At 64.6% G+C, this 20529-nt stretch carries 20 protein-coding genes; 14 read left to right on the forward strand and 6 right to left on the reverse strand.

What is annotated here, in order from left to right; genetic code table 11:
• Positions 1 to 251: 251 nt before the first annotated feature.
• On the forward strand, positions 252 to 1244 hold the full coding sequence (locus Cte04_RS19540; RefSeq protein WP_370671041.1) for a glycosyltransferase family 2 protein: 993 nt from the start codon (positions 252 to 254) through the stop codon (positions 1242 to 1244).
• Between the two features lie 127 nt (positions 1245 to 1371).
• On the opposite strand, the gene Cte04_RS19545 is transcribed toward Cte04_RS19540, so the two are convergent.
• Complete coding sequence (locus tag Cte04_RS19545; protein WP_157082185.1) at positions 1372 to 1836, reverse strand: hypothetical protein; 465 nt, start codon at positions 1834 to 1836, stop codon at positions 1372 to 1374.
• Between the two features lie 815 nt (positions 1837 to 2651).
• Between Cte04_RS19545 and Cte04_RS19560 the strand changes: the two genes are divergently transcribed.
• Positions 2652 to 3053 (forward strand): BLUF domain-containing protein, encoded by a 402-nt coding sequence (locus Cte04_RS19560; protein WP_066483071.1) that lies wholly within the window; start codon positions 2652 to 2654, stop codon positions 3051 to 3053.
• Between the two features lie 85 nt (positions 3054 to 3138).
• Here Cte04_RS19560 and Cte04_RS19565 read toward each other — a convergent pair whose 3' ends face one another.
• From Cte04_RS19565 to Cte04_RS19575, 3 genes are all read right to left on the reverse strand, one after another.
• Positions 3139 to 3414, reverse strand: coding sequence for a hypothetical protein (locus tag Cte04_RS19565; protein ID WP_157082191.1), 276 nt, complete (start codon positions 3412 to 3414; stop codon positions 3139 to 3141).
• An 893-nt stretch (positions 3415 to 4307) separates the two neighbouring features.
• The gene (locus Cte04_RS19570; RefSeq protein ID WP_083526761.1) at positions 4308 to 4859 is read right to left on the reverse strand and encodes a lipocalin family protein; all 552 of its coding nucleotides are present in this window, start codon (positions 4857 to 4859) and stop codon (positions 4308 to 4310) included.
• 191 nt (positions 4860 to 5050) lie between these two features.
• The gene (locus Cte04_RS19575; RefSeq protein ID WP_066483077.1) at positions 5051 to 5470 is read right to left on the reverse strand and encodes a hypothetical protein; all 420 of its coding nucleotides are present in this window, start codon (positions 5468 to 5470) and stop codon (positions 5051 to 5053) included.
• 135 nt (positions 5471 to 5605) lie between these two features.
• Here Cte04_RS19575 and Cte04_RS19580 point away from each other — a divergent pair, with 135 nt between their 5' ends.
• The 7 genes from Cte04_RS19580 to pdeM all read left to right on the forward strand — a co-directional run bounded on the left by Cte04_RS19580 (position 5606) and on the right by pdeM (position 13704).
• Entirely contained in the window at positions 5606 to 5797 is a 192-nt protein-coding gene (locus tag Cte04_RS19580; RefSeq protein ID WP_157082193.1) for a hypothetical protein, read from the forward strand.
• 163 nt (positions 5798 to 5960) lie between these two features.
• Positions 5961 to 6407 carry a universal stress protein gene (locus Cte04_RS19585; RefSeq protein WP_066483087.1) on the forward strand — a complete coding sequence of 149 codons (447 nt, stop codon included), beginning with the start codon at positions 5961 to 5963 and terminating at the stop codon, positions 6405 to 6407.
• A 56-nt stretch (positions 6408 to 6463) separates the two neighbouring features.
• Positions 6464 to 7318, forward strand: a complete 855-nt coding sequence (locus Cte04_RS19590; RefSeq protein WP_066483089.1) for a CHAD domain-containing protein — start codon at positions 6464 to 6466, stop codon at positions 7316 to 7318.
• A gap of 306 nt (positions 7319 to 7624) precedes the next feature.
• Entirely contained in the window at positions 7625 to 8659 is a 1035-nt protein-coding gene (locus tag Cte04_RS19595; protein WP_066483255.1) for a ligase-associated DNA damage response exonuclease, read from the forward strand.
• Positions 8656 to 10371, forward strand: coding sequence for an ATP-dependent DNA ligase (locus tag Cte04_RS19600; protein ID WP_066483091.1), 1716 nt, complete (start codon positions 8656 to 8658; stop codon positions 10369 to 10371). The genes Cte04_RS19595 and Cte04_RS19600 overlap by 4 nt, the downstream gene beginning before the upstream one ends.
• Positions 10364 to 13000 (forward strand): ligase-associated DNA damage response DEXH box helicase, encoded by a 2637-nt coding sequence (locus Cte04_RS19605; protein WP_083526762.1) that lies wholly within the window; start codon positions 10364 to 10366, stop codon positions 12998 to 13000. Before Cte04_RS19600 ends, Cte04_RS19605 begins: the two co-directional genes overlap by 8 nt.
• An 8-nt stretch (positions 13001 to 13008) precedes the next feature.
• Entirely contained in the window at positions 13009 to 13704 is a 696-nt protein-coding gene (gene pdeM / locus Cte04_RS19610) for a ligase-associated DNA damage response endonuclease PdeM (RefSeq protein ID WP_169798070.1), read from the forward strand.
• Between the two features lie 592 nt (positions 13705 to 14296).
• Here pdeM and Cte04_RS19615 read toward each other — a convergent pair.
• Together Cte04_RS19615 and Cte04_RS19620 are read right to left on the reverse strand one after the other, a co-directional pair.
• On the reverse strand, positions 14297 to 14713 hold the full coding sequence (locus Cte04_RS19615; RefSeq protein WP_157082199.1) for a YbaN family protein: 417 nt from the start codon (positions 14711 to 14713) through the stop codon (positions 14297 to 14299).
• A 159-nt stretch (positions 14714 to 14872) separates the two neighbouring features.
• Positions 14873 to 15874, reverse strand: a complete 1002-nt coding sequence (locus Cte04_RS19620) for an AraC family transcriptional regulator (protein WP_066483107.1) — start codon at positions 15872 to 15874, stop codon at positions 14873 to 14875.
• A 154-nt stretch (positions 15875 to 16028) separates the two neighbouring features.
• On the opposite strand from Cte04_RS19620, the gene Cte04_RS19625 reads away from it, so the two are divergent.
• From Cte04_RS19625 to Cte04_RS19645, 5 genes are read left to right on the forward strand one after another with little or no spacing between them, the layout of a single operon-like run.
• Positions 16029 to 16877 carry a TauD/TfdA dioxygenase family protein gene (locus Cte04_RS19625; protein ID WP_066483110.1) on the forward strand — a complete coding sequence of 283 codons (849 nt, stop codon included), beginning with the start codon at positions 16029 to 16031 and terminating at the stop codon, positions 16875 to 16877.
• 31 nt (positions 16878 to 16908) lie between these two features.
• Positions 16909 to 17967 carry a beta-keto acid cleavage family enzyme gene (locus tag Cte04_RS19630; protein ID WP_066483115.1) on the forward strand — a complete coding sequence of 353 codons (1059 nt, stop codon included), beginning with the start codon at positions 16909 to 16911 and terminating at the stop codon, positions 17965 to 17967.
• Between the two features lie 14 nt (positions 17968 to 17981).
• Complete coding sequence (locus Cte04_RS19635; RefSeq protein ID WP_066483118.1) at positions 17982 to 18950, forward strand: Bug family tripartite tricarboxylate transporter substrate binding protein; 969 nt, start codon at positions 17982 to 17984, stop codon at positions 18948 to 18950.
• Position 18951: 1 nt separating this feature from the next.
• Entirely contained in the window at positions 18952 to 19509 is a 558-nt protein-coding gene (locus Cte04_RS19640) for an RBBP9/YdeN family alpha/beta hydrolase (protein WP_066483122.1), read from the forward strand.
• Between the two features lie 27 nt (positions 19510 to 19536).
• Positions 19537 to 20520 (forward strand): quinone oxidoreductase family protein, encoded by a 984-nt coding sequence (locus tag Cte04_RS19645; RefSeq protein ID WP_066483124.1) that lies wholly within the window; start codon positions 19537 to 19539, stop codon positions 20518 to 20520.
• The last annotated feature ends 9 nt before the right edge of the window (positions 20521 to 20529 follow it).

A 20529-nucleotide genomic window follows, 5' to 3' on the forward strand; every position in this document is an offset into this window, starting at 1 on the left:
CGAAGCGCTCCGGAAGCCGACGCTATCTGCAGCAATTTTTGCTGCAGGCTTTCTTGCGGCTCGGCCGCGCCTGCAGGCTTCACCATGCCGGCGCCTGCCCACCTGCTACGGCCGGCACAGGAATTGCCGCGTCCATCCCATTTCCGGTGGACTGCACGCATTTGGCGTGGGACCCGTTTCCGCGCCGGGCGCAGGCCATGGAGCGAGCGGGCCCCTGGACTGGCCGCATGTCCCACAGAGTTAGGCAAAGAATGACAATTCCCAGCGTGTCGGTAGTGATACCTACATTCCAGCGCCCGGAGCTTCTGATCCGGTGCCTGCGCGCCCTGACGCTGCAGACCCTTGCCAAGGAGCGCTTTGAAGTGCTGGTGGTCGACGACGGGCACAGCGACGAAATACGCGAGCTGGTGGAGCGCGCGAGCGCCGAGCAACCGCTCGGTTTTCTGCGTTACCTGCGCCCCTCCCACGGCAAGGGTCCGGCTGCCGCCCGCAACTGCGGCTGGCACGCGGCGCGGGCCGAAATCATTGCCTTTACCGATGACGACACGCTTGCCGCGCGCGACTGGCTGGCCCAGGGGCTGCATGCCATGCGGCTGCACGGGTGGGCGGCCATGGCGGGGCGGGTGGTGGTCCCCTCACCCGCCAATCGCCTGGGAACGCGGCCCACGGACCATGAACGGATGACGCAGGGCCTGGAAAGCGCCGCATTCGTGACGGCCAATGCCTTTGTGCGCAAATCGGCCCTGGCCCAGGTCCAGGGCTTCAACGAGCGTTTCCAACGGGCCTGGCGCGAGGATGCAGACCTTCAGTTCCGCCTGGAAGCAGCCGGTGCAAGCCTGGGCCGCTGCGAGGCCGCGGTCGTCAGGCATCCGGTACGCCCGGAGCGCTGGGGCGTCTCGCTGCGGCAGCAGAAGAACGTCTACTTCGATGCACTGCTCTACCGCAAGCATCCCGCGCGCTACCGCAGCGAGATACGGGCCCGTCCACCCTGGGACTACTATGCGATCGCGGGCCTGACGGGACTGGCACTGGTCCTGGTCGTGACCGGCGCATGGCCGGCCGCCCTGGCCTGCCTTTTGGCCGCACTGGCACTGGCATTGGCATTTGCGGTCCGGCGCCTGCGCACGACCTCCCATTCGCCGGCACATGTCGCGGAAATGCTTCTGACGTCCCTGGCCATTCCTTTTCTGTCGGTTTATTGGCGCCTCAGGGGAGCATGGCATTTCCGCGTATGGTTTCTATGACCAGGCCGGCCTTTTTCCACCAGGGGCACCGCATTTCCCCTTCGAGAGCACTGGCGGCGGCAAAGAAAAAGCGCCTTCTGCCCGATGCAGAAGGCGCCCGCGCAAGGTTGCCGATGGCGGTACGCCGTCAGCGCACGCCCGCTTCCACGCCCGCCCGGCCCTGGGCTCTTACATTGGCATGGGTGGCGGCATCCACTGCGGAATTGGCAGAGCTTCGCAGCTGGGCCTGGCCGCGCTGCACGGCACCCGCCGCCTTGTGGCCGGCGCTGGCTGCCGCATGGCCGGTCGCGGAAGCGGCGCTGGCGGCTCCAGAACCGATGCCATCGACTGCCGCGCCCGGCGCCACCGCGGCTGCGCCGCGAGTTTCCGCAGCCGCACCGCCGCCGCTTTGCTCCATGGCACGCGCCCGGGTATCGCCCTGGATGCCGGCATTGGCGCCGATGCTGACACCGACTCCCCCGACATTCACACCCGTATCGGCTCCGGCACCAAGACCTACGCCCACACCTGCTGCGTGGGCCGCCATACCGCCGACCACCGCCGTGGCAAGCACCATCACCGCTGGAATGGAACGCAGAGAAAACTTCGTCATGTAATAGCTCCTGGGCTGTTGAACACGGATGCAGTCTAGAGCGCAAGGCTGTTACATCCCCATCCCGAGATGTTGGACTTGTAACCAGGCTGGCGTACCCGCCCTGCAGCACGCAAACACCTGTTTACGCAATAGCCCATGCCGCCCTTGGCTTTGCTGCTCCTGCACTGTGCCGCTCCGCCAGGTCACCATGGCCTTGCAGTCCTTTTTGTGTAGCGACGCGTTTTTTCCATAGCAGCTACCGCAGTCAGCATGCCAGTTTCAAAATGAAAGCACTTTGCAGTGCCCTGTAGTCAGGCGCCAGGCGCTCTTTTTTCAGAAGCAATCGTTCGACGCCTGCATGGATGCCACCTGGCGATTCCTGCCCGTTTTGGCAATCAACCTCTTGCCAAAGGCAGACCTTTGCCTGGGCATCGAACTGCATCAGCACATGGCGACAAAATGCCCTCCGCGCGCATCCAGGCAATCCGTACATGCATTTCGAACAACAGGAATTTCCCGTCCGCCACGGTATTCGCGACCTGATATTCGATGCCGGCATCGGCTGATTCATACCGCTCGGGAATTCCGGATACGCACGGGGCTCGGCACTGCCGGCCATGGGTTTCAACGACAGGTGGCGGCCCCGGGCATTGCAGAACGGTGTCCTGCGTCAGCACGGTGCATAACGAAGTTTTTTCCGGCTCCAGTCCAGCACTGCATGCGCAATCGGATATTGCGGTTTTGCCTCGTCATCATGGAGCAAGAATGAAAGTGATATTGCATGGTAGGGTTGCCCGGTCACTTCAGAGCAACCCATCAGGAAATGGATATTCATGCAAAGCAGTCCCACCGAGGCATTTCTCTACACCAGCAGGCTCGCATCGGATGCGGGCATCGACTGCGTTGCAGACATCGTCAAAACCGCACGGGCTTTCAATTCGGAAAATCACATCACTGGCGTGCTGATATTTGACGGCGAGCGTTTCTGCCAATACATCGAGGGGCCGAAAGCCTCTCTGGACGCTCTGATCCAGCGCATCGCCGCCGATTCCCGGCATTGCGAGTTCAATCCCCAATACCGTCAAAACACCGGCAACCGACGCCTGTTCGCCAACTGGTCCATGGCCTATGCCATGGTGGAAGACGAAGAAATACTGCAGGAGCTCTCCGCCCTGGAAGGCGAGAACGCAATGGGCCGGCTGAACGAAATGCTGCCCCTGCTGGATATGGCCTGAACCACCCACCAGGCACTTGCACAGATAAAGCACAAACCCGCCGGCGTGGGTTCTTGTCAGCGGCCTTGGGCTTCTCCGAGGTAGGTCACCTCTGGTAACCGGAGCCGTCGGGCTTCCATCCCCGGCCACTGTCGTCAAACCGTGGATCCTGGTTGCCACGCTCGCCGTTGGTGGACCAGCCGCGGCCGCGTTCATCGAAGCGGCGGTCCTGGCGATAGCGGTCCGCCGGGTCTCTGTCGCGGTACCGATATCCATCGCGGTAGCCATAAGATTCCTGGTAGCCATAGCCGCGGTCAGGTCCGTAGCCCACGCAACCGGACAAAAGCATTGCCACGGCTGAAAAGGCAAGCAGCGTTTTCATAACAGTCCTTTCCGTCTGAACATGGACAGTTTATGCAGAGGGCGCCTGCCGCAGCTTGTTCATTTGTTACCTTGCTCCGCGCCTGCCTTACCCCGGGCAAGCTCCGGCGCCAGGCAGGCAGCCGGCAGCACCATGAACGCGGTTCCGGACAACGCCGTGACAGGCAGAGTAGTCAGGTTGTCACAGCTTGGCGCTCTGTACTTCCGCACCGAAGAGGGCGCGGCCTGTCCCGATACATGTAGCCACGCACATACGGACCCGTAGATGCCCTCATTATTTGTATGTTTTGGTAACATCATGATTTACAATCGACGAATACAGGCCGATAGACCATGTGGAAGCATCTGCCCAGGCAGAGCCCCCTCTCCATCGCAGTGGCTTGTACCTTTTTACGCCGGGCTTGGGGCTCCCTCCACTATTTTTCATTCCCAGGCGTGCCTGTAGTGGCACCGGCTCTTTACAAAAGGCCCGCAGCAAGCGCTCGCGGGCCTTTTTGCTGGAGGCGGGCCAGCATGCCTGTACTTTCCCGGCAGAAGTACTGATGCATCATTTTTTTGTTTCATTTAGAAACAAACATGCCGATACTCAAGGAAACCGTTCACCCACCATGAAAGGCCCTGGACATGAGGTACTGCATCATCAAGGTCGCCGGAGCCTGCTATTCAGCCCTGTTCCCCAGCACCTGCGCCGCAGCCGCCGATGCGATGCGGCGCTACCCCCACGCCACCAGGATCAGTGTTCGCGTGCCACAGGTGGCAGCGCATGCCTCCTGTCCGGTACCGGCCATGCGGCCGCATTTTCATGCGCCCTGTCAGCACCGGACCTCTTGAACTCAATGCTGGAGCAGTCGCTCGCCGGGGCAGGACGCAAGCCCCGAAAGACGGGTACCCAGCCTATTCCTGCTCGACCAGCAGGACACGCCTCAGATCGATCCCCAGGTCCTGCGCCTTTTCCAGCAAAGCCTTGAGCTTGTCCGCGGGGATCTGCTTGCTGCGCGACAGCAGCCAGAAATACTCCGGGCTGCTGCCGACGACCAGGGCGGTCTGGTAGCCGTCGTCCAGGCTCACCACGTTATAGCCGCCATAGAACGGCCCGAAGAATGACACCTTGAGCGCCGCAATGGAAGGATCGCCCAGAAAGCGCGCCCTGCCCTCGGACTCGCGCCATTCCTGCCTGGAGGCATCGAAGCCGCGATTGACCACCTTGACCGTCCCGTCGTCGTTCAGCGAGTAGTGCGCCGATGTCCGTGTCAGCCCCTTCTCGAACCGGTGATCGATTCGGGCCAGCTCATACCATGTGCCCATATATCGCCTGGCATCAAAACCGACGACGGGCTTGACGCCGACGGGCACGGAAACGGCACAGCCGGACACGGCGATTGCCGTGCCTGCCGCGATCGCTGCAAAAGTGGCGATCCGCAAAAAAGAGCTTCTTGGTAAACGCATTTTTCTGCTCGCAGTTGACAGTGGTAGACATGCCATTCAAGCACCTCTCGCCCGGCCAACCATGCAACATGGCTTTTCATGAGACAGCGGATCGCGGCAGCCTTTGTTCCTGGCATGCCGGCAGGCGCCGAATATTGCCAGCTATGCCCACTGCTCTGCAGAGCATCTGGGCGCCCCGGGGCATATCACGCTCAGGCTCTTGCAGGCCAGAACATCTCCCGCACCTGAGGCGAGCAGTACGGCAGCGCAAGCGCCACCCCATACAGGGCGCTACCCAGTGTGGCGGTCGAGTAGCCCAGGCCGGACATCGCCAGCGGCGGTGCAAAGCAGAGAAAGCCCCACGTTGCAGCACCCATCCACAAGGAAAACCGGGGGCCCCAGCTTCTGGTGCGCAGCAGCCCGTACCAGGAGGCCATACCCAGCATGAAGAGAGCAATCAGGGCGAGGAGATAGACCCAGTCCATCACGCTCATCTCCGTGTCCCACCAGAGGCCGGCGACAAATGCCTCCAGCGGCTCGGGAATGAGGGCGAATGCCACCTCGGCGACCATCCCCACAATCGGCAATGCCACGGAACCGACCACGATTGCCTGATACGTCGACTTTTTCATATCCCTCCCAATGAATCGGGGCGGATGGTAGCAAAGCGCGCAGGCCGCAGAAAACGAAGACAGGCTGCACCCATGGGGCTTTGAGTGCGCGAAAATCCGGATATCCAGATATCGATCTGACGCAAGGAGTACCCCATGCCCGAATCTGGTTGGAAAATGCTTTTGTTGCTGTTCTGCGCAGCGGGCATTGCCTACCTGGCCTTTCAGCTCCTCAACGCATCCCACGAAGAAAGAGCCAACGGTGGCTATAACGGCGCATCGACCGTTGGCCCGCAGATCGTCTCCAGGGCTGCTTGGGCCGCAGCACCACAGCAGGCGCAGGCATAGGCTGCTGGATGCAGCCAGGCCCGCCCACCTTGACATTCATCAAGAAACAGCGGCAATTTGCAGCCAGGGCATTGCAGGCCGCGCGGCGCAGTAGGAATATTCGCTTACCGGTATTCGGCGCAGCGGGCGATCACGCCCTCTGCATCACCCCAGGAGGCCAGCTATGTTCAAACATGTGCTTATTCCTACGGACGGCTCGAAACTCTCGCAGGCCGCACTTCGTTCAGGCATCCAGCTCGCCAAGGAACAAGGCGCCCAGGTGACCGCGCTGCATGTAATGCCTGACTATGCGGTCATGATCTACGGTGCGGACGCGCTGCTGACGTGCAACGCTGCCGAATTCGAGAAAAGCGCGCAACTGGAAGCCGACAGGGTCCTGCAGTTCGCGGAAAACCTGGCCAGGGAACAGGGCGTGCCCTGCAGAACCGTGCGGGTGACCAATGTCTCGGTCCACCAAGCCATCGTCAAGGAGGCCCGGGACAGCCGGTGCGACCTGATCTGCATGGCATCCCACGGCCGCAAGGGCATCACCGGCATTTTGCTGGGCAGCGAAACCCAGCGCGTTCTGGTCAACAGCAACATTCCGGTTCTGGTGCACCGCCCCGCCTAGCTGCGCCCTGTGCCGCCATCCGCCTGATTGCCTGTCAGTGGAGTTCAGGAACGCACATGGCCAGAACCACAAGACGAAGCGAAGCCGGCGCCGCAGCCTTCTTCCTGGAACTTGCGTCACCCCTTGCGGAATCGGTGATCGCGCAGGCCCGGGAAATTGCCAGCAAGCCTTGCGCCGAAGGCTTTCATCAGCTGCGCGTGTCGATGCGCAGCCTGCAGTCGCTATGGTGGTTCTATCGCCCCATGATGGACGCAAGAGAATATGCCCGGCAGAGAAGCATCTTCCAATCCGTCGCGGGCGCCGCCGGCCGTGTTCGCGACCATGACATCCTGCTCGCATTGCTGAACCTGCGCATGAAAGACACAGCTCTGCCCGCTTCCCAGATATCGGCGGCTCGCCAAGCCGCCGTGGAAGACGTCAAGGACCAGCTGTCACCTTCCGCCCTGCAGCCGCTGCTGCAGGAAATCCTGCGGCAGGCCTCCACCTCTGTGGCTGCGGGACAGCAAAAAGAAACCCTTAAAGCCTTTGCAGAGATTCGCGTTGCCAAAGCCGAAAAGCTGCTGCGTAAAAGACTCCAACAGGCATTGGCAGCCAAGAAGCCGGACCTGGCGGCATTTCACGATGTCAGAAAGGCCGGCAAGAAGGCCCGCTGCCTGTTGGAGCTTCTGGCCCCGGCCTTGTCCGGCGATCAACGAAAAACGCTGCGTCGCCTCAGGCAGACCTTGAAGTCGCTCGGTGAATTGAATGATGTCGTGGCCAGCGAAAAACTCCTGCGCGAAAACCCGTTGCTGTGGCCCTCCAAGAACAGCAAGCCGGCAAAGATGGGGCATTGGCTCGAAAAAGAACGCAAGCGCCGCGCCAGCGCCTCGGCCCAGCTGCTACGCAAGAAATGGGCCAAGACCTTGCAATAGCGAGTGCATGCTTACATCGGCAGCACTGGCATCTGCCGATAACGGGCTGGCCGACACGCCAGGCATCGCCATAGGCGCTTGATCTGCTCGACCGTCCCGGCCCTGAACCCTTCGAGGTATCCCGCTCATTCATGGCGCCTCGTGTCGAGCCCATGGGGAGGCAAGGAAATCTCCACAAAGCTCGAGGTATGCAACCGATTCCGGGCCTATCACGATGTGTCCATTCGGCTGTCCCCCTCTTTTGACGGCAGTTCAAGTCGGTGAAGACTGACGCATGCCTTAGCGCCTGTTTTGCAGAATCCTTCCATGCTCGCTACACATGAGTCTGCCAACGGCACGCGCCAGGACTTGATCGTATTGACGGACAAGGGCCTGTACTGCGAGGCCGGCGACTTCTACATCGACGCGTGGAAGCCGGTTCACCGCACTTTTGTCACGCACGGACATTCGGACCACGCGCATGACGGCATGGGCGAGTACATCTGCAGCCCCACCACCGAGCCCATCTTGCGCTGGCGTCTGGGTGAGCAGAACATCAGGCCTCTGCCCTTCGGCACCCCCATCCGCATGGGCGAGGTTCAGGTATCCCTGCATCCGGCCGGGCACATCCTGGGCTCGGCCCAGGTACGGGTCGAACGCGCCGGCGAAGTCTGGGTCTTCACGGGCGACTTCAAGCGGGAGCCCGATCCGACCTGCGAGCCCTTCGAGCAGGTGCGCTGCGACAGCCTGATCTGCGAGGCGACCTTCGCCTATCCCGTGTACGCATGGCCTTCCACCATGCAGGAGGTGCAGCGGGTGCTGCACTGGATAGCCCATTGCCGCGAGCAAGGCAAGGCCGCCATCCTGTATGCGTACAGCCTGGGAAAATCGCAGCGCGTGCTCGCGGGCCTGGACGGACGGCTCGATGCGCCCGTGCTCCTGCATGGTGCGATAGCGCGCGGCGTCGAGGTCTACCGGCAGGCCGGCATCACGCTGGCGCCCACGGAGCTGGTGAGCGAGGTGCCGCCGGACACGGACTTCGCGGGCCGCCTCGTGCTCGCGCCTCCCTCGGCGCAGGATTCGGCATGGTGCCGGCGCTTTCGCAGCTTCGAGCAGGCCCTGGCCTCGGGCTGGATGCAGCTGCGCGGCAACCGCCGCCGGCGCAATGTGCAGCGCGGCTTCGTGATCTCGGACCACGCCGACTGGCAGGACCTGATCGACACCATCGACCAGAGCGGCGCGCGGCGCGTCATCGCCACGCACGGAAACACGGACGCCCTGATTCCCTACCTGCAGGAGCGCGGCATCCGCGCCGAGCGGCTCAGGACTGCCTATGGCGACGAGGAAGAGGCGGTGGAATGAACCGTTTCGTGCAGCTGTACCAGGCACTGGACGAGGCTGCGGGCACGCGCGACCGCGAGCTCGCCCTGCAGCACTATTTCTCCAGCGTTGACGCGGCCGAGGCCAGCTGGGCCGTGTATGTGCTAGGCGGCGGCAAGGTGAACACCGGAATGAACCGCATCGCCAAGACGACCGAACTGCGCGAGTGGGCCAGCGAGCTCACCCAATGGCCGGCCTGGCTGGTGGACGACAGCTACCGCCAGGTGGGAGACCTGGCGGAGACGCTGGCCTTGCTGGTCGCCGCCTGGCAAAAGCGTGGCGCCGGCCGGGCCGGTGCCCCGGAGGCTCAAGAGCCGCCCATCCCGCAGCCGGTGCTGCCCCCTGCAGGCCAGGCTCCGATGGAATTCGCCTTCCGGGTTCCCGACAACGACAGCCGCCTTGACGAATGGACACAGCTGTTCCTCCTGCCCCTGGTGCCGCTCGACGCCACCAGCCGCAAGCTGGCGATACAGGCCGCCTGGCAGCAGCTGGACACGCCATCCCGGTTCGTGTTCAACAAGCTGCTCACCGGTTCCTTGCGCGCAGGCGTCTCCAGGCGCACGCTCCAAAACAGTCTTGCGCCGCTGGCCGGCATCTCGCCGGCCGACATGGCCCATCGAATGGTGGGCGAATGGCAGCCCAGCGCGCAGGCCTTCGAGGCCCTGATGAACGCGGGCACCAATGCCCAGTTGCGCGACAAGCCCTATCCGTTCTACCTGGCTTCGCCGCTTGCGCAGGAGCCCGCGGAGCTGGGCGATCCGCGCGACTGGCTGGTGGAGTGGAAGTGGGACGGCATTCGCGTGCAGCTGGTCCACCGCAAGGGGCATGCACCCTACCTCTGGTCGCGGGGCGAGGAGCGGCTGGACGGGCGTTTTCCCGAACTGGAGGAAGCCGCCTCCCGGCTGCCTGCAGACCTGGTGCTCGATGGCGAGCTGCTGGCCTGGGACCACGAGCTGCAGCGGCCCCGCGGCTTTGTGGCCCTGCAAAGCCGCATTCAAAAGCGCAAGCCTTCGGCACGCCTGCTGCAGACCGTGCCGGCCCGCATTCTGTTCTACGATCTCCTGGAGCTCGATGGCCAGGACCTGCGCGAGAAACCGTTGCGCGAGCGCCGGGCGCAGCTGGCCCGGCTGCTCGAGCAGGCCCGCTCGCCCGCCCTCGGCCTGTCGCCCCGGGTGGACTTCGACAACTGGGAGGAGCTTCCCGCCCTGAGGGAGAAGGCCCCGCAGCTTCAGGCCGAGGGCCTGATGCTCAAGTCCCTGTCCTCGCCCTACCGCCAGGGGCGGCGGCGGGGCGACTGGTGGAAGTGGAAGGTCGACGCCTTCACGATCGACGCCGTGCTCATCTACGCGCAAAGCGGCAGCGGCCGCAGAAGCACGCTGCACACCGACTACACCTTCGCGGTCTGGAAGGAGGACACGCTGGTGCCCGTGGCCAAGGCCTATTCGGGCCTGACCGATGCCGAAATCCTGCGGCTGGACAAATGGATACGCAGCCACACGCTGGAGCGCTTCGGCCCCGTGCGCTCGGTCACGCCCGCGCTGGTCTTCGAGATCGCCTTCGAAGGCGTGAACCGCTCCACGCGCCACAAGTCGGGCGTGGCGGTGCGCTTTCCGCGCATCCTGCGCTGGCGCGAAGACAAGACGGCGCGCGACGCCGACCATTTGAGCGCCTTGCTGGAGCTTTGCGATGAATAGGCGCGAAAGCCGCCCTTCCGCGGCCCCACCTGGCCGTCCGAATCCGCCCAGCGCGCGGGCCCTGCAGCGCGCGGGCTGGCGATGGCGCGAATGGCTAGGCAGCCAGGGCATAGCGCCCGCAGTGTTCCAGCAACAGGCCTGGCGGGCGTATGCCGCGGGCAAGAGCGGCCTGATCTCGGCCCCCACGGGCCGGGGCAAGACCCTGGCCGCGCTGGGCGGGCCGCTGATCCAGGCCATGGCCGAGGAACAGACGCCCCGCACTGCGACCGTGCAAGGCTTTCGCATGCTCTGGATCACCCCCCTGCGGACCCTGGCCAGCGACACGCGGGAACGGATCACGCAGCCCGTCGCGGCCATGCTGCCGCATTGGCAGGTCGCCATGCGCACCGGCGATGCCGGCGCGCGCGACAAGCGCCTGAGCGACACAGGCAAGGCCCAGCTGCTGGTGATCACGCCCGAGTCCCTGGCCATCCTGCTCAGCCACGAGCGCAGCCATGCGCAGTTCATGGACTTGCGCTGCATCATCGTGGATGAATGGCACGAGCTGCTGCCCAGCAAGCGCGGCGTGCTGCTGCAGCTCAATCTGGCGCGCATCCAGGCGCTCGCGCCGCAAGCCCGGGTATGGGCGCTGTCGGCCACCATCGGCAATCTCCGGCAGGCCGGCGATGTGCTGCTCAGCGCCTGGAGCGGCGCCCGGCCCGAACTCATACAGGATGCGCGGCCCAAGCCCTTTCACCTGCACACCATTGCGCCGCCGCTGCACACGCGCCTGCCCTGGGCAGGGCACCTGGGCCTGGCCAATCTGGGCGAAGTCGCGAAGCTGGTCTTCGGCACGCGCAGCAGCATCGTGTTCACCAATACGCGCGCGCAGGCCGAGCTGTGGCACACCGCGCTGGCCAGCATCTGGGCCGAAGACGCCGCCACGCTGGCCATCCATCACGGGTCACTGGACCAGCAGGTGCGCCTGGACGTGGAACAGCGGCTGCGCGCGGGAACGCTGCGCTGCGTCGTGGCCACCAGCAGCCTGGATCTGGGGGTGGACTTTCCGGCCGTGGACAGGGTCATACAGGTCGGCGGCGCGCGCTCGGTCGCCCGCATGGTGCAGCGCGCGGGCCGGGCCAAGCACCGCCCGGGCACGGCCGTGCATGTGGATGCCGTCGCCACCCAGGCCCTGGAGCTGGCCGAGTTCGCAGCCGTGCGCGAACTCGCGCAGGCGCAGATCTACGAGAACCGCGAGCCGCTGTCGCTGTGCTTCGATGTGCTGAGCCAGCATGCGATGAGCATGGCTCTGGCGGGAGGCTTTGACGCGCGGCAGCTGTACGACGAAGTCCGCCGCACCGCCGCCTTCCGCGAATTGAGCCCGGCGCAGTGGAATTCCGTCCTTGCCTTTCTCGAGCACGGCAGCGACTCGCTGGTCCAGTACCCGCAGTACGAGCGCCTGCAATGCAGCCAGGGCTTTTGCACGCCGGCCAATACCGCCGTCTCGCGCATGCACCGCATGGGCATAGGCACCATCACGGCACACGGCGCCGTCAGCGTCCAGTACCTGCGCGGCGCAAGGCTGGGCACGGTCGACGAGTCCTTCATTGCGCGCCTGAACCGGGGCGACGTGTTCAATTTCGCGGGCCGCAGCCTGCAGCTCATCCGCCTGGAAAACCAAACCGCATGGGTTAGAAGAAGCGCCGGGGCCAGCGCACACACGGCCACCTGGTCGGGCTCGCTGATGCCCATGTCCTCCCGGCTGGGAGCGCGCATGCAAAAGCTCATGTACGAGGCTGCGCGCTCCAGCGCGCAGGGCGAGGTCCCGCCCACGCGCGAGCTTCAGTGGCTCGTGCCCATCCTCAGCCTGCAGGCCCAGCGCTCCCTGGTTCCCGACGAGGGGCAGCTGCTCATCGAGCAGGTAGGGACGCAGCAGGACGGCAAGGCACGCCCCTTGTTCTTCTATCCTTTTGCGGGCCGGGTCGCGCATGAAGGCCTGGCCGTGCTGATCGCGACGCGCCTGGCCCAGCTGCACGCCAACACCTTCTCCTGGGCGTGCAACGAAATAGGCCTGATGATTCAGCCCGCCCTTCCCATATCGGCGCAGGATGTGGACTGGCGGGAGATCTTCAGAACCGCGGATCTGAACGACGACTTGCGGACCGCGGTGAACTTCGGCGAACTGGCGCGCAAGCGCTTCAAGGAGGTGGCACAGATTGCCGGACTGGTTCAAACGCGCGTGCCGGGCAAAAAAAGCCGCACCAGCAATCGGCAGCTTCAGGTCTCCGCCGGCCTGCTGTTCGACGTATTGAGCAAATATGACCCCGAGCACCTGCTGCTGCGCCAGGCCCGGCAGGAGGCCCTGGAGCAGGAGCTGCATCTGCCCACCATGGAACGGGTGCTCGCCCACATGGAGCATTGCGAGATCATGCTGAAGCATCCCGCAAGGCACACGCCGTTTTCCTTCGGGCTTTCCGCGGAAAGCTTTCGCGGACACGTGAGCAACGAGACATGGAATGACCGCGTGCGCCGCATGTGCGAACAGCAGGAGCGGGACGCGGAAACCGGCTCGGCCGGACGCAGGGCCGCGAGCAGCCCCGGCAAGCACCTTGGCAAGCACGCCAAGCCGGCGGCGCAAGGCAGGCAATGACCCACCACATGCCATTTCCGGACATCTATCCCGCCGATCCGCCCCTCGCACCGCCTGCGGCGCCGGTGGCTGCCGACATCGCAGGGATCCGGCTGCTCATCCTGGCCGAGCGCGCCCTGTTCTGGCCCGATGAAAGCCTGCTCGTCATCGCCGACCTGCACCTGGGCAAGAGCGACATCTTCCGGCGCCATGGCATTGCCGTGCCGCATGCGGTGCAGCGCCAGGACCTGCAGCGCCTGCACCGCATTCTGCGGCAGTGGCGGCCCCGGGAGCTGGTCATTCTGGGAGACTTCGTGCATGGCCGCTACCTGGGCGAGGAAACTCTGGAACTCTGGCAGGCCTTGCGCCATGCCAACGCGACGACCCGCTTCATACTCACGCGCGGCAACCACGATGCCCACCTGAAATCCGAGGCGCTGCTTCTGGACGCCGTGCACGAACGCCTGCAGCGCCAGCAGGTGCTCCTGACGCACGAACCCGTCATCCAGCAGGCACCGGACTTCAGGCTCAATATCCACGGCCACATCCACCCTGCCTTGCGGGTCGCGCAGCTCGGCCGCAAGCTGCCCTGCCTGGCCTACGCGCCGCCGTATCTGAACCTGCCTGCATTTTCCGAGTTCACCGGCTCGGGTCCGTTTTACCGCGAGCCGCGCCACGCATGGCTGTTTCCGGACAGCGAGTCGCCGCCCATTGCCCTGTTCTGAAGAATTGTCCGCTCCGCTCTGTCCAGGAGCCTCTAGCCTCGGTAACAGTCCAACTACCGGATAGAGAAGCGCCCCGGCTTCGAGCAGCATGCAGATTGCCCACGCTTCAGCAGGCCATTTCTCCCATTCAGCAGACGTATGCGATGGCCCGGCGTGGTTCCCGAGCCGCTTTCCGGGAAAGCGCCTCAACCCTGCATGGCAGCCCCATGGGACGAAATCATGAGTACGAATTCTTCCATTCGCCGCCCGTGCGCAACGGAGCGCATTGCTCGAGGATACGCGGATATCCCCCATCTCCACCCAGGCGCCAGAAAGCTCGGTGGATTGGTGCCACTGACCAGGGCCACGCAGTCGCGGCCGGCACCAGCGGGCTGGGGGTCAGTGTCGGATAAAAGCCTTTTTCAAGATCCTGCCGATGAGTACCGTCCCAAGCAACCTGCTACGCCAACCACCCGCAAGATGAGCGATATCGTGCTTCCATGCACTGCTGCAACCGCCTCCTGGAACGACCGCACAACGGCCAACGCCGCAGTGGCAACGAAGAACGCCATGGAAAAGCGCATGGCATCACCAACGAATGGGAATCTGCACCTCATTCCGCGGGCTCAGGCCGAAGCCACAGCCAAAGGAGCACGCAGGCCATGATGCCCACTGCCAGCGCGGCCAGCCATAGCTTCTTGGCCAGGTAGAACACCAGCACTGCGCTGAGAGCCATGCTGGCCGTCGCAGTCCATTTCACGCGACGGCTCACCAAGCCTCCGGCATCCCAGTTGCGCAGCATGGGGCCGAACGTGGGATGAGCATAAAGCCAGCCGTGGAGTTTCGGGGAACTGCGCACTGCTGCCCAGGCAGCCATCAGGATGAATACCGTCGTGGGCATGCCGGGAACCACGGCACCTATCAACCCCAGAACCAGGCAAACCACCGCAAAAACTGTCAAGAGACAGCGCACAGGCCAGGAGAGCGTGACGGCGCCCACGTCTTTTTTCTCGGGGGGTGTTTCGGACATTGAGCAAGAATCGACCATGCGTCGGAAATTGGGTGCACGCGGTGTACTGCGTAACAAGCCATTGTTGCGCAGTACCGGCGTCCAGGCCATGACGATGCCATCGCCTCGCGGGAACGGCCCGGTCGTCCAGGTTATCCCACTTGGCCTTGGGGCCTATATCTAGGCAGCGTCCGCCTGGCGCCCACGCCAAACCTCCGGTGCACAGCCAAAGCGCGCGCCGAACCAGCGTGTAAACGCGCTGTGGCTGCTGTAGCCGAGCATGGCCGCAATCTGGCCGATGCTGTAGTGCGGGTTGACTACATAGCGCCGGGCCAGATCGTGACGTACCTCTTCCAGCAGACCGGTGAAGCTCAGGCCTTCGCCATCGAGCTCGCGCTGCAGCGTGCGCATGCTGCGCCCCAATCCCTGGGCCACGCAAAGACAGGTGGCATTGCCCGAGGGCAGCATGAGATAAATGGCCTTGCGCACCTGCTGGCCCGTGGAGGCCTGCTTTCCCTTGAGCGTCGTCTCCACCACGGTCTTGGCATAGCGGACCAGCACGGGGTCGGCAAGGGGATTGGGTTCGTCCAGGTCTTTGGCGCGGCAGACGATGCCGTTGAACTCGGCGTCGAACTCCACGCGGCAGCGAAACAGTCGCTTGTGCAGGCTGGGATCTGCGGGCGCCGCATGGCTGAAACAGACGCGCTGGGGCATCCAGCGGTCCTTGAGCAGGGCCTCGCACATGCGAAACAGCACGCCTATGGCCAGCTCGATGGATTGGCGCATGGGATCGGGCGACACGAAATCCTCGCGCAGGATCACGACGCTGCCGGCATCCTCCATGTGGATCAGCAGCGATTCATTGAGCAGGTGGACATGCGCTATCAGCGTGGTGATCACATGGCGCAGGGTCGGCTGATGCAGCAGCAGCAGGCTGATCACGCCGAAATTGGACAGCTGGCGGGACTGCGCCATGCGCAGCCCGAAAGACTCGCAGCCCGTAGAGGCTGCTGCATCCTCCAGCAGGCGCGAGGCCATCGAGACATCGATCAGCTGATCCTGCTCCCGGAGCATGGCCGGGCGCAGGCCGGCCTGGCGCAGCGCCGTTTCGGGATCGCCGCCAAGCTCCCGCAAGACCTCGGGGAAATGCGTCAAAGCCGCCGCACGCACCAAAGTGACCATTGCTGCCCTCCTGCCTGGGCGGTCATTCTGGCATGAAATACAAAACGGCTGGCATGAAATGCAAAGCATGGAAGGCCCTGCTCTTTCTACAGTAGGCCCACCGGACGACCTGGAACACAACAGTCCGGACATACAACAGCGATAGGAGACAACTATGCGCATAGAGCCCCTTACCTGCGCCATCGGTGCAGAACTCATGGGTGTCAGCCTGGCCGACGCAGCCCGCGACGATGCCCTCTTTGCCGAGATCAAGGCCGCCCTGCTCCGGCACAAGGTCCTGTTCCTGCGCGACCAGGAGATCACGCGCGCCGAGCACGTGGCCTTTGCGCGCCGCTTCGGCGAGCTCGAAGACCATCCGGTGGCCGGCAGCGACCCCGAACATCCCGGCCTGGTGCGCATCTACAAGAACCCCGATCAGCCCAACGACCGCTACGAGAATTCCTGGCACTGCGATGGCACCTGGCGCGAGGCCCCGGCCATGGGCGCCGTGCTGCGCTGCGTGGAGTGCCCGCCCGTAGGCGGCGACACCATGTGGGCCAACATGGCCCTGGCCTATGAGCGGCTGCCCCGGACGATCAAGGACCTGATCGATCCGCTGCGCGCCCGCCACAGCATCGAATGCACCTTCGGCGCGGCCATGCCCACCGAAAAGCGCCTGGCCCTCAGGGCCCAGTTCCCGGACGCGGAGCACCCCGTGGTGCGTACTCACCCCGAGACCGGCGAGAAAGTGCTGTTCGTCAACGGTTTCACCACCCACTTCACCAACTTCCACACCCCGGCCAATGTGCGGGTGGGACAGGACTTCACGCGCGGCGCGGCCGACCTGCTGCAGTACCTGATCAGCCAGGCCGCCATTCCCGAATACCAGGTGCGCTGGCGCTGGAAGCCGGGCAGCGTGGCCATCTGGGACAACCGCGCCACGCAGCACTATGCGGTGATGGATTACCCGCCCTGCCACCGCAAGATGGAGCGCGCCGGAATCATCGGCACGCCTACGTTCTGAGCCCTTTCTGCACCTATTCACGGAGACAACCATGAACTTCCTCGACGGCCACCTGTTCCCAGAAAACCAGCAGCCCCTGATCATCACCGCCGCACCCTACGCGCCTTCGTGGCTGCCGTCCGATTTCCCCGGGGAAATCGCCGTGACCATGGAGGAGCAGATCCAGAAGGCCGTGGACTGCTACAACGCCGGCGCCCAGGTGCTGCACCTGCATGTGCGCGAGCTCGACGGCAAAGGCAGCAAGCGCCTCTCGAAGTTCAATGAACTGATCGCCGGCGTACGCGAGCGCGTGCCCGAGATGATCATCCAGGTGGGCGGCTCGATCAGCTTCGCGCCCGAGACCGAAGGCGCCGCCGCCAAGTGGCTTTCCGACGACACGCGCCACATGCTGGCCGAACTCGATCCCAAGCCCGACCAGGTGACGGTGACCATCAACACCTCGCAGATGAACATCCTCGAGCAGTTCGATGCGCGCGACATCCAGGGCACCTCGATGGAAGACCCGGCCGTGTTCAACGCCTACAAGGAGATGACCGTGCCGGCCCAGCCAGGATGGGCCGAGGAGCACATCCGCCGCCTGTCGGCCGCCGGCATCCAGAGCGCCTTCCAGTGCTACAACATCAACAGCTTCGAGTCGGTCGAGCGGTTGATGCGCCGCGGCATCTACAAGGGCCCGCTGGTGCTCAACTGGGTGGCCATCGGCGGCGGCATGGACGCACCCAGCATCTACAGCCTGGCCAACTTCGTGCGCGCCGTGCCCGACGGCGCCGTGCTGACGGTGGAAAGCTCGGTACTCAACGTGCTGCCGGTCAACATCATGGGCATTGCCATGGGCCTGCACGTGCGCTGCGGCACCGAGGACAATCTCTGGAACCAGACGCGTACCCGCAAGATGGGCACGGTGGAGCAGATCGAGCAGCTGGTGCGCATTGCCAAGGAATGCAGCCGCCCCATCGCCACGCCCCGGCAGGCGCGCGAAATCTGCCAGGTCGGCGTGTTCTACGATACCGTGGAAGAGACGCTGGAAAAGAACGGCTTTGCGCCCAACCGCAACGGCGGCCAGCAAGGCTTTCTGCGCAAGGTTGCCTGAAACGGGAGCGCGCGATGAAACGCATTGCATCTCTCCTGCCCATCGCGCTGGCTGCGGCGCTGCAGGCCGGCAGCGCGCTGGCCTTCTCCGACAAGCCGGTCAAGCTCATCGTGCCCGCCCCGCCGGGCGGCACCATCGACGTCTTCGCGCGCATCATCAGCGACCAGCTCGCGCAGGAGATCAAGCAGCCCGTCATCGTCGAGAACCGGCCCGGCGCCGGCGGAGCCATCGCCGTCAAGTACATGCTGGCCCAGCCTGCCGACGGCAGCACCCTGCTTGTCACGGTCACCAATATCCTGACCGAGGTGCCGCATGTGCTCAAGGTGGGCTTCGACCCCATGAAGGACGTCAAGCCCGTGGCCCAGATGGCGCGCTCGGTGATGCTGTTCATCGCCTCGCCGCAATTCCCGGCCAGGGATGCCAGGGAGGCCATCGCCTACGTGAAGGCCAACCCGGGCAAGATCTCCTTCGCCTCCTACAGCCAGGGAACGGCCTCGCAATATGCGGGCGCCATCCTCAACAGGAAGGCCCAGCTCGACATGGAGCATGTGGCGTTTCCGGGCTCGGCGCCCGCGCTGGCCCAGGTCATGGGCAACCAGATACCGCTGATGTTCGACGGATCAGTCACCTCCAAGCCGCTGATACCCAGCGGCAAGATCAAGCTGCTGGGCGTGGCCTACAAGAGCCGCCTGCCCGACTACCCCAACGTACCGACCATGGCCGAGTTGGGCTACCCGGAAATCGACTTCAGCAACTGGGCCGGCGTCTTCGCCTCCGCCAGCACACCGCGCCCGCTGATGGAGAAGATGTACACCGTGCTGGCCAGGGTCAACGCCCTGCCGGCCGTGCGCGAACGCTATGCGGGCACAGGCTTTGAAATGATCCAGGAAAAGCGCACGCAGGAACAGCTGGCAGCCGATCTGCGCGCCGAGTTCGAGCGCAACGCCGAGATCGTCAAGACCTTCGGCATCAAGCTCAACTGACATGCAGGCGACTGTTCTCATCGTCCCGGGCCTGCGCGACCATGTGGAGACCCACTGGCAGACGTTGCTGGCGGCGCAGCTGCCGCGCGTGCATACCGTGCCGCCCATGGGCCGCAGCGGCGCAGGGCTGAACCGCGCGGCGCGCGTGCAGGCCATCGAGCAGGCAGCCCAGGCCATCTCCGGCCCCCTCGTGATCGTGGCGCACAGCGGTGGCTGCCCCATGGTGGCGCACTGGGCCGCGCAGACCAGCCGTCCCGTCAAGGGCGCGCTGCTGGCCACGCCGCCCGAACTGGACCGCCCCATGCCCGAGGGCTATCCGCCGCTGCAGGCGCTGAAGGACGGCGGCTGGCTGCCCGTGCCCCTGCAGGCCCTGCCCTTTCCCAGCATCGTCGCGGCCAGCCGCAACGATCCGCTGGCGCGCTTTGCCCAGGTGGAGCAGATGGCGAGCGCCTGGGGAAGCCGCCTGGTGGACCTGGGCGAAGTGGGCCACCTCAACCCTGCATCGGGCTACGGCGAATGGCCGCGCGCGCATGAATTCATTGCCGAACTCTCGGCCTGAGAACACGACATCAAGGAGACAGACACCATGGTCAAAGCCATACGCTTTTACGAAACCGGCGGCCCCGAAGTCCTGAAGTACGAGGACGTCGCCGTGGGCGAGCCCGGACCGGGCCAGGCGCGCGTGCGCCACAGCTATATCGCGCTCAACTTCATCGATATCTATTTCCGCACCGGCCGCTATCCGCTGGCCCTGCCGGAAGGCGCTGGCTCCGGCCTGGGCTCGGACGCCGTCGGCGTGGTCGAGGCCGTGGGTCCCGGCGTGGACTACCTCCAGCCCGGCGACCGCGTGGGCTACCTGATCGGCCCGCAGGGCGCGTACTCGCAGGCCCGCGTGATGCCGGCCGAAGTGCTGATCCCCCTGCCCGACGGCATCAGCGACCGCACCGCGGCCACCCTGATGATGAAGGGCATGACGGCGCAGTACCTGTTCCGCCAGGTCTATCCGCTCAAGGGCGGCGAAACCATCCTCTACCACGCGGCAGCCGGCGGCGTGGGCCTGATCGCCTGCCAGTGGGCGCGCGCCCTGGGCGTCACCATGATAGGCACCGTGAGCACCGACGAGAAGGCCGAGATCGCCAAGGCCAACGGCTGCGCCCACACCATCGTGACCTCGCGCGAGAACATCGTCGAGCGCGTCAAGGAAATCACCAACGGAAAGGGCGTGCCCGTGGTCTACGACTCGGTGGGCAAGGACACGCTGATGGACTCGCTCGACTGCCTGCAGCCGCGCGGCCACTTCGTGAGCAACGGCACCTCCTCGGGCTCGGTGGTGGTGGATTCTCAGCTGCTCGCGCAAAAAGGCTCGATCTGGATGACGCGGCCCGCCATGGTGCACTACATCCACCCGCGCGCCCACATGCTGGACATGGCCAGGGAACTGTTCGACCACGTGCTGGCCGGCGACATCGTCAGCGAGCCCCAGCAGACCTTTGCCCTGGCAGACGCGGCCGAGGCGCACCGCGCGCTCGAATCGCGCAAGACCACCGGCTCCACCGTGCTCGTGCCCTGATCCGGAGGC

It is taken from the genome of Comamonas terrae (assembly GCF_001544075.1).
In the GTDB taxonomy this organism is placed as follows: domain Bacteria; phylum Pseudomonadota; class Gammaproteobacteria; order Burkholderiales; family Burkholderiaceae_C; genus Comamonas; species Comamonas terrae.

What these genes read in the sequence shown, in the direction of transcription:
- Cte04_RS19540 (WP_370671041.1), top strand. Translation starts at nt 252, where the DNA reads ATGACAATTCCCAGCGTGTCGGTAGTGATACCTACATTCCAGCGCCCG.
- Cte04_RS19545 (WP_157082185.1), bottom strand. Translation starts at nt 1,836, where the DNA reads ATGACGAAGTTTTCTCTGCGTTCCATTCCAGCGGTGATGGTGCTTGCC.
- Cte04_RS19560 (WP_066483071.1), top strand. Translation starts at nt 2,652, where the DNA reads ATGCAAAGCAGTCCCACCGAGGCATTTCTCTACACCAGCAGGCTCGCA.
- Cte04_RS19565 (WP_157082191.1), bottom strand. Translation starts at nt 3,414, where the DNA reads ATGAAAACGCTGCTTGCCTTTTCAGCCGTGGCAATGCTTTTGTCCGGT.
- Cte04_RS19570 (WP_083526761.1), bottom strand. Translation starts at nt 4,859, where the DNA reads ATGCGTTTACCAAGAAGCTCTTTTTTGCGGATCGCCACTTTTGCAGCG.
- Cte04_RS19575 (WP_066483077.1), bottom strand. Translation starts at nt 5,470, where the DNA reads ATGAAAAAGTCGACGTATCAGGCAATCGTGGTCGGTTCCGTGGCATTG.
- Cte04_RS19580 (WP_157082193.1), top strand. Translation starts at nt 5,606, where the DNA reads ATGCCCGAATCTGGTTGGAAAATGCTTTTGTTGCTGTTCTGCGCAGCG.
- Cte04_RS19585 (WP_066483087.1), top strand. Translation starts at nt 5,961, where the DNA reads ATGTTCAAACATGTGCTTATTCCTACGGACGGCTCGAAACTCTCGCAG.
- Cte04_RS19590 (WP_066483089.1), top strand. Translation starts at nt 6,464, where the DNA reads ATGGCCAGAACCACAAGACGAAGCGAAGCCGGCGCCGCAGCCTTCTTC.
- Cte04_RS19595 (WP_066483255.1), top strand. Translation starts at nt 7,625, where the DNA reads ATGCTCGCTACACATGAGTCTGCCAACGGCACGCGCCAGGACTTGATC.
- Cte04_RS19600 (WP_066483091.1), top strand. Translation starts at nt 8,656, where the DNA reads ATGAACCGTTTCGTGCAGCTGTACCAGGCACTGGACGAGGCTGCGGGC.
- Cte04_RS19605 (WP_083526762.1), top strand. Translation starts at nt 10,364, where the DNA reads ATGAATAGGCGCGAAAGCCGCCCTTCCGCGGCCCCACCTGGCCGTCCG.
- pdeM (WP_169798070.1), top strand. Translation starts at nt 13,009, where the DNA reads ATGCCATTTCCGGACATCTATCCCGCCGATCCGCCCCTCGCACCGCCT.
- Cte04_RS19615 (WP_157082199.1), bottom strand. Translation starts at nt 14,713, where the DNA reads ATGTCCGAAACACCCCCCGAGAAAAAAGACGTGGGCGCCGTCACGCTC.
- Cte04_RS19620 (WP_066483107.1), bottom strand. Translation starts at nt 15,874, where the DNA reads ATGGTCACTTTGGTGCGTGCGGCGGCTTTGACGCATTTCCCCGAGGTC.
- Cte04_RS19625 (WP_066483110.1), top strand. Translation starts at nt 16,029, where the DNA reads ATGCGCATAGAGCCCCTTACCTGCGCCATCGGTGCAGAACTCATGGGT.
- Cte04_RS19630 (WP_066483115.1), top strand. Translation starts at nt 16,909, where the DNA reads ATGAACTTCCTCGACGGCCACCTGTTCCCAGAAAACCAGCAGCCCCTG.
- Cte04_RS19635 (WP_066483118.1), top strand. Translation starts at nt 17,982, where the DNA reads ATGAAACGCATTGCATCTCTCCTGCCCATCGCGCTGGCTGCGGCGCTG.
- Cte04_RS19640 (WP_066483122.1), top strand. Translation starts at nt 18,952, where the DNA reads ATGCAGGCGACTGTTCTCATCGTCCCGGGCCTGCGCGACCATGTGGAG.
- Cte04_RS19645 (WP_066483124.1), top strand. Translation starts at nt 19,537, where the DNA reads ATGGTCAAAGCCATACGCTTTTACGAAACCGGCGGCCCCGAAGTCCTG.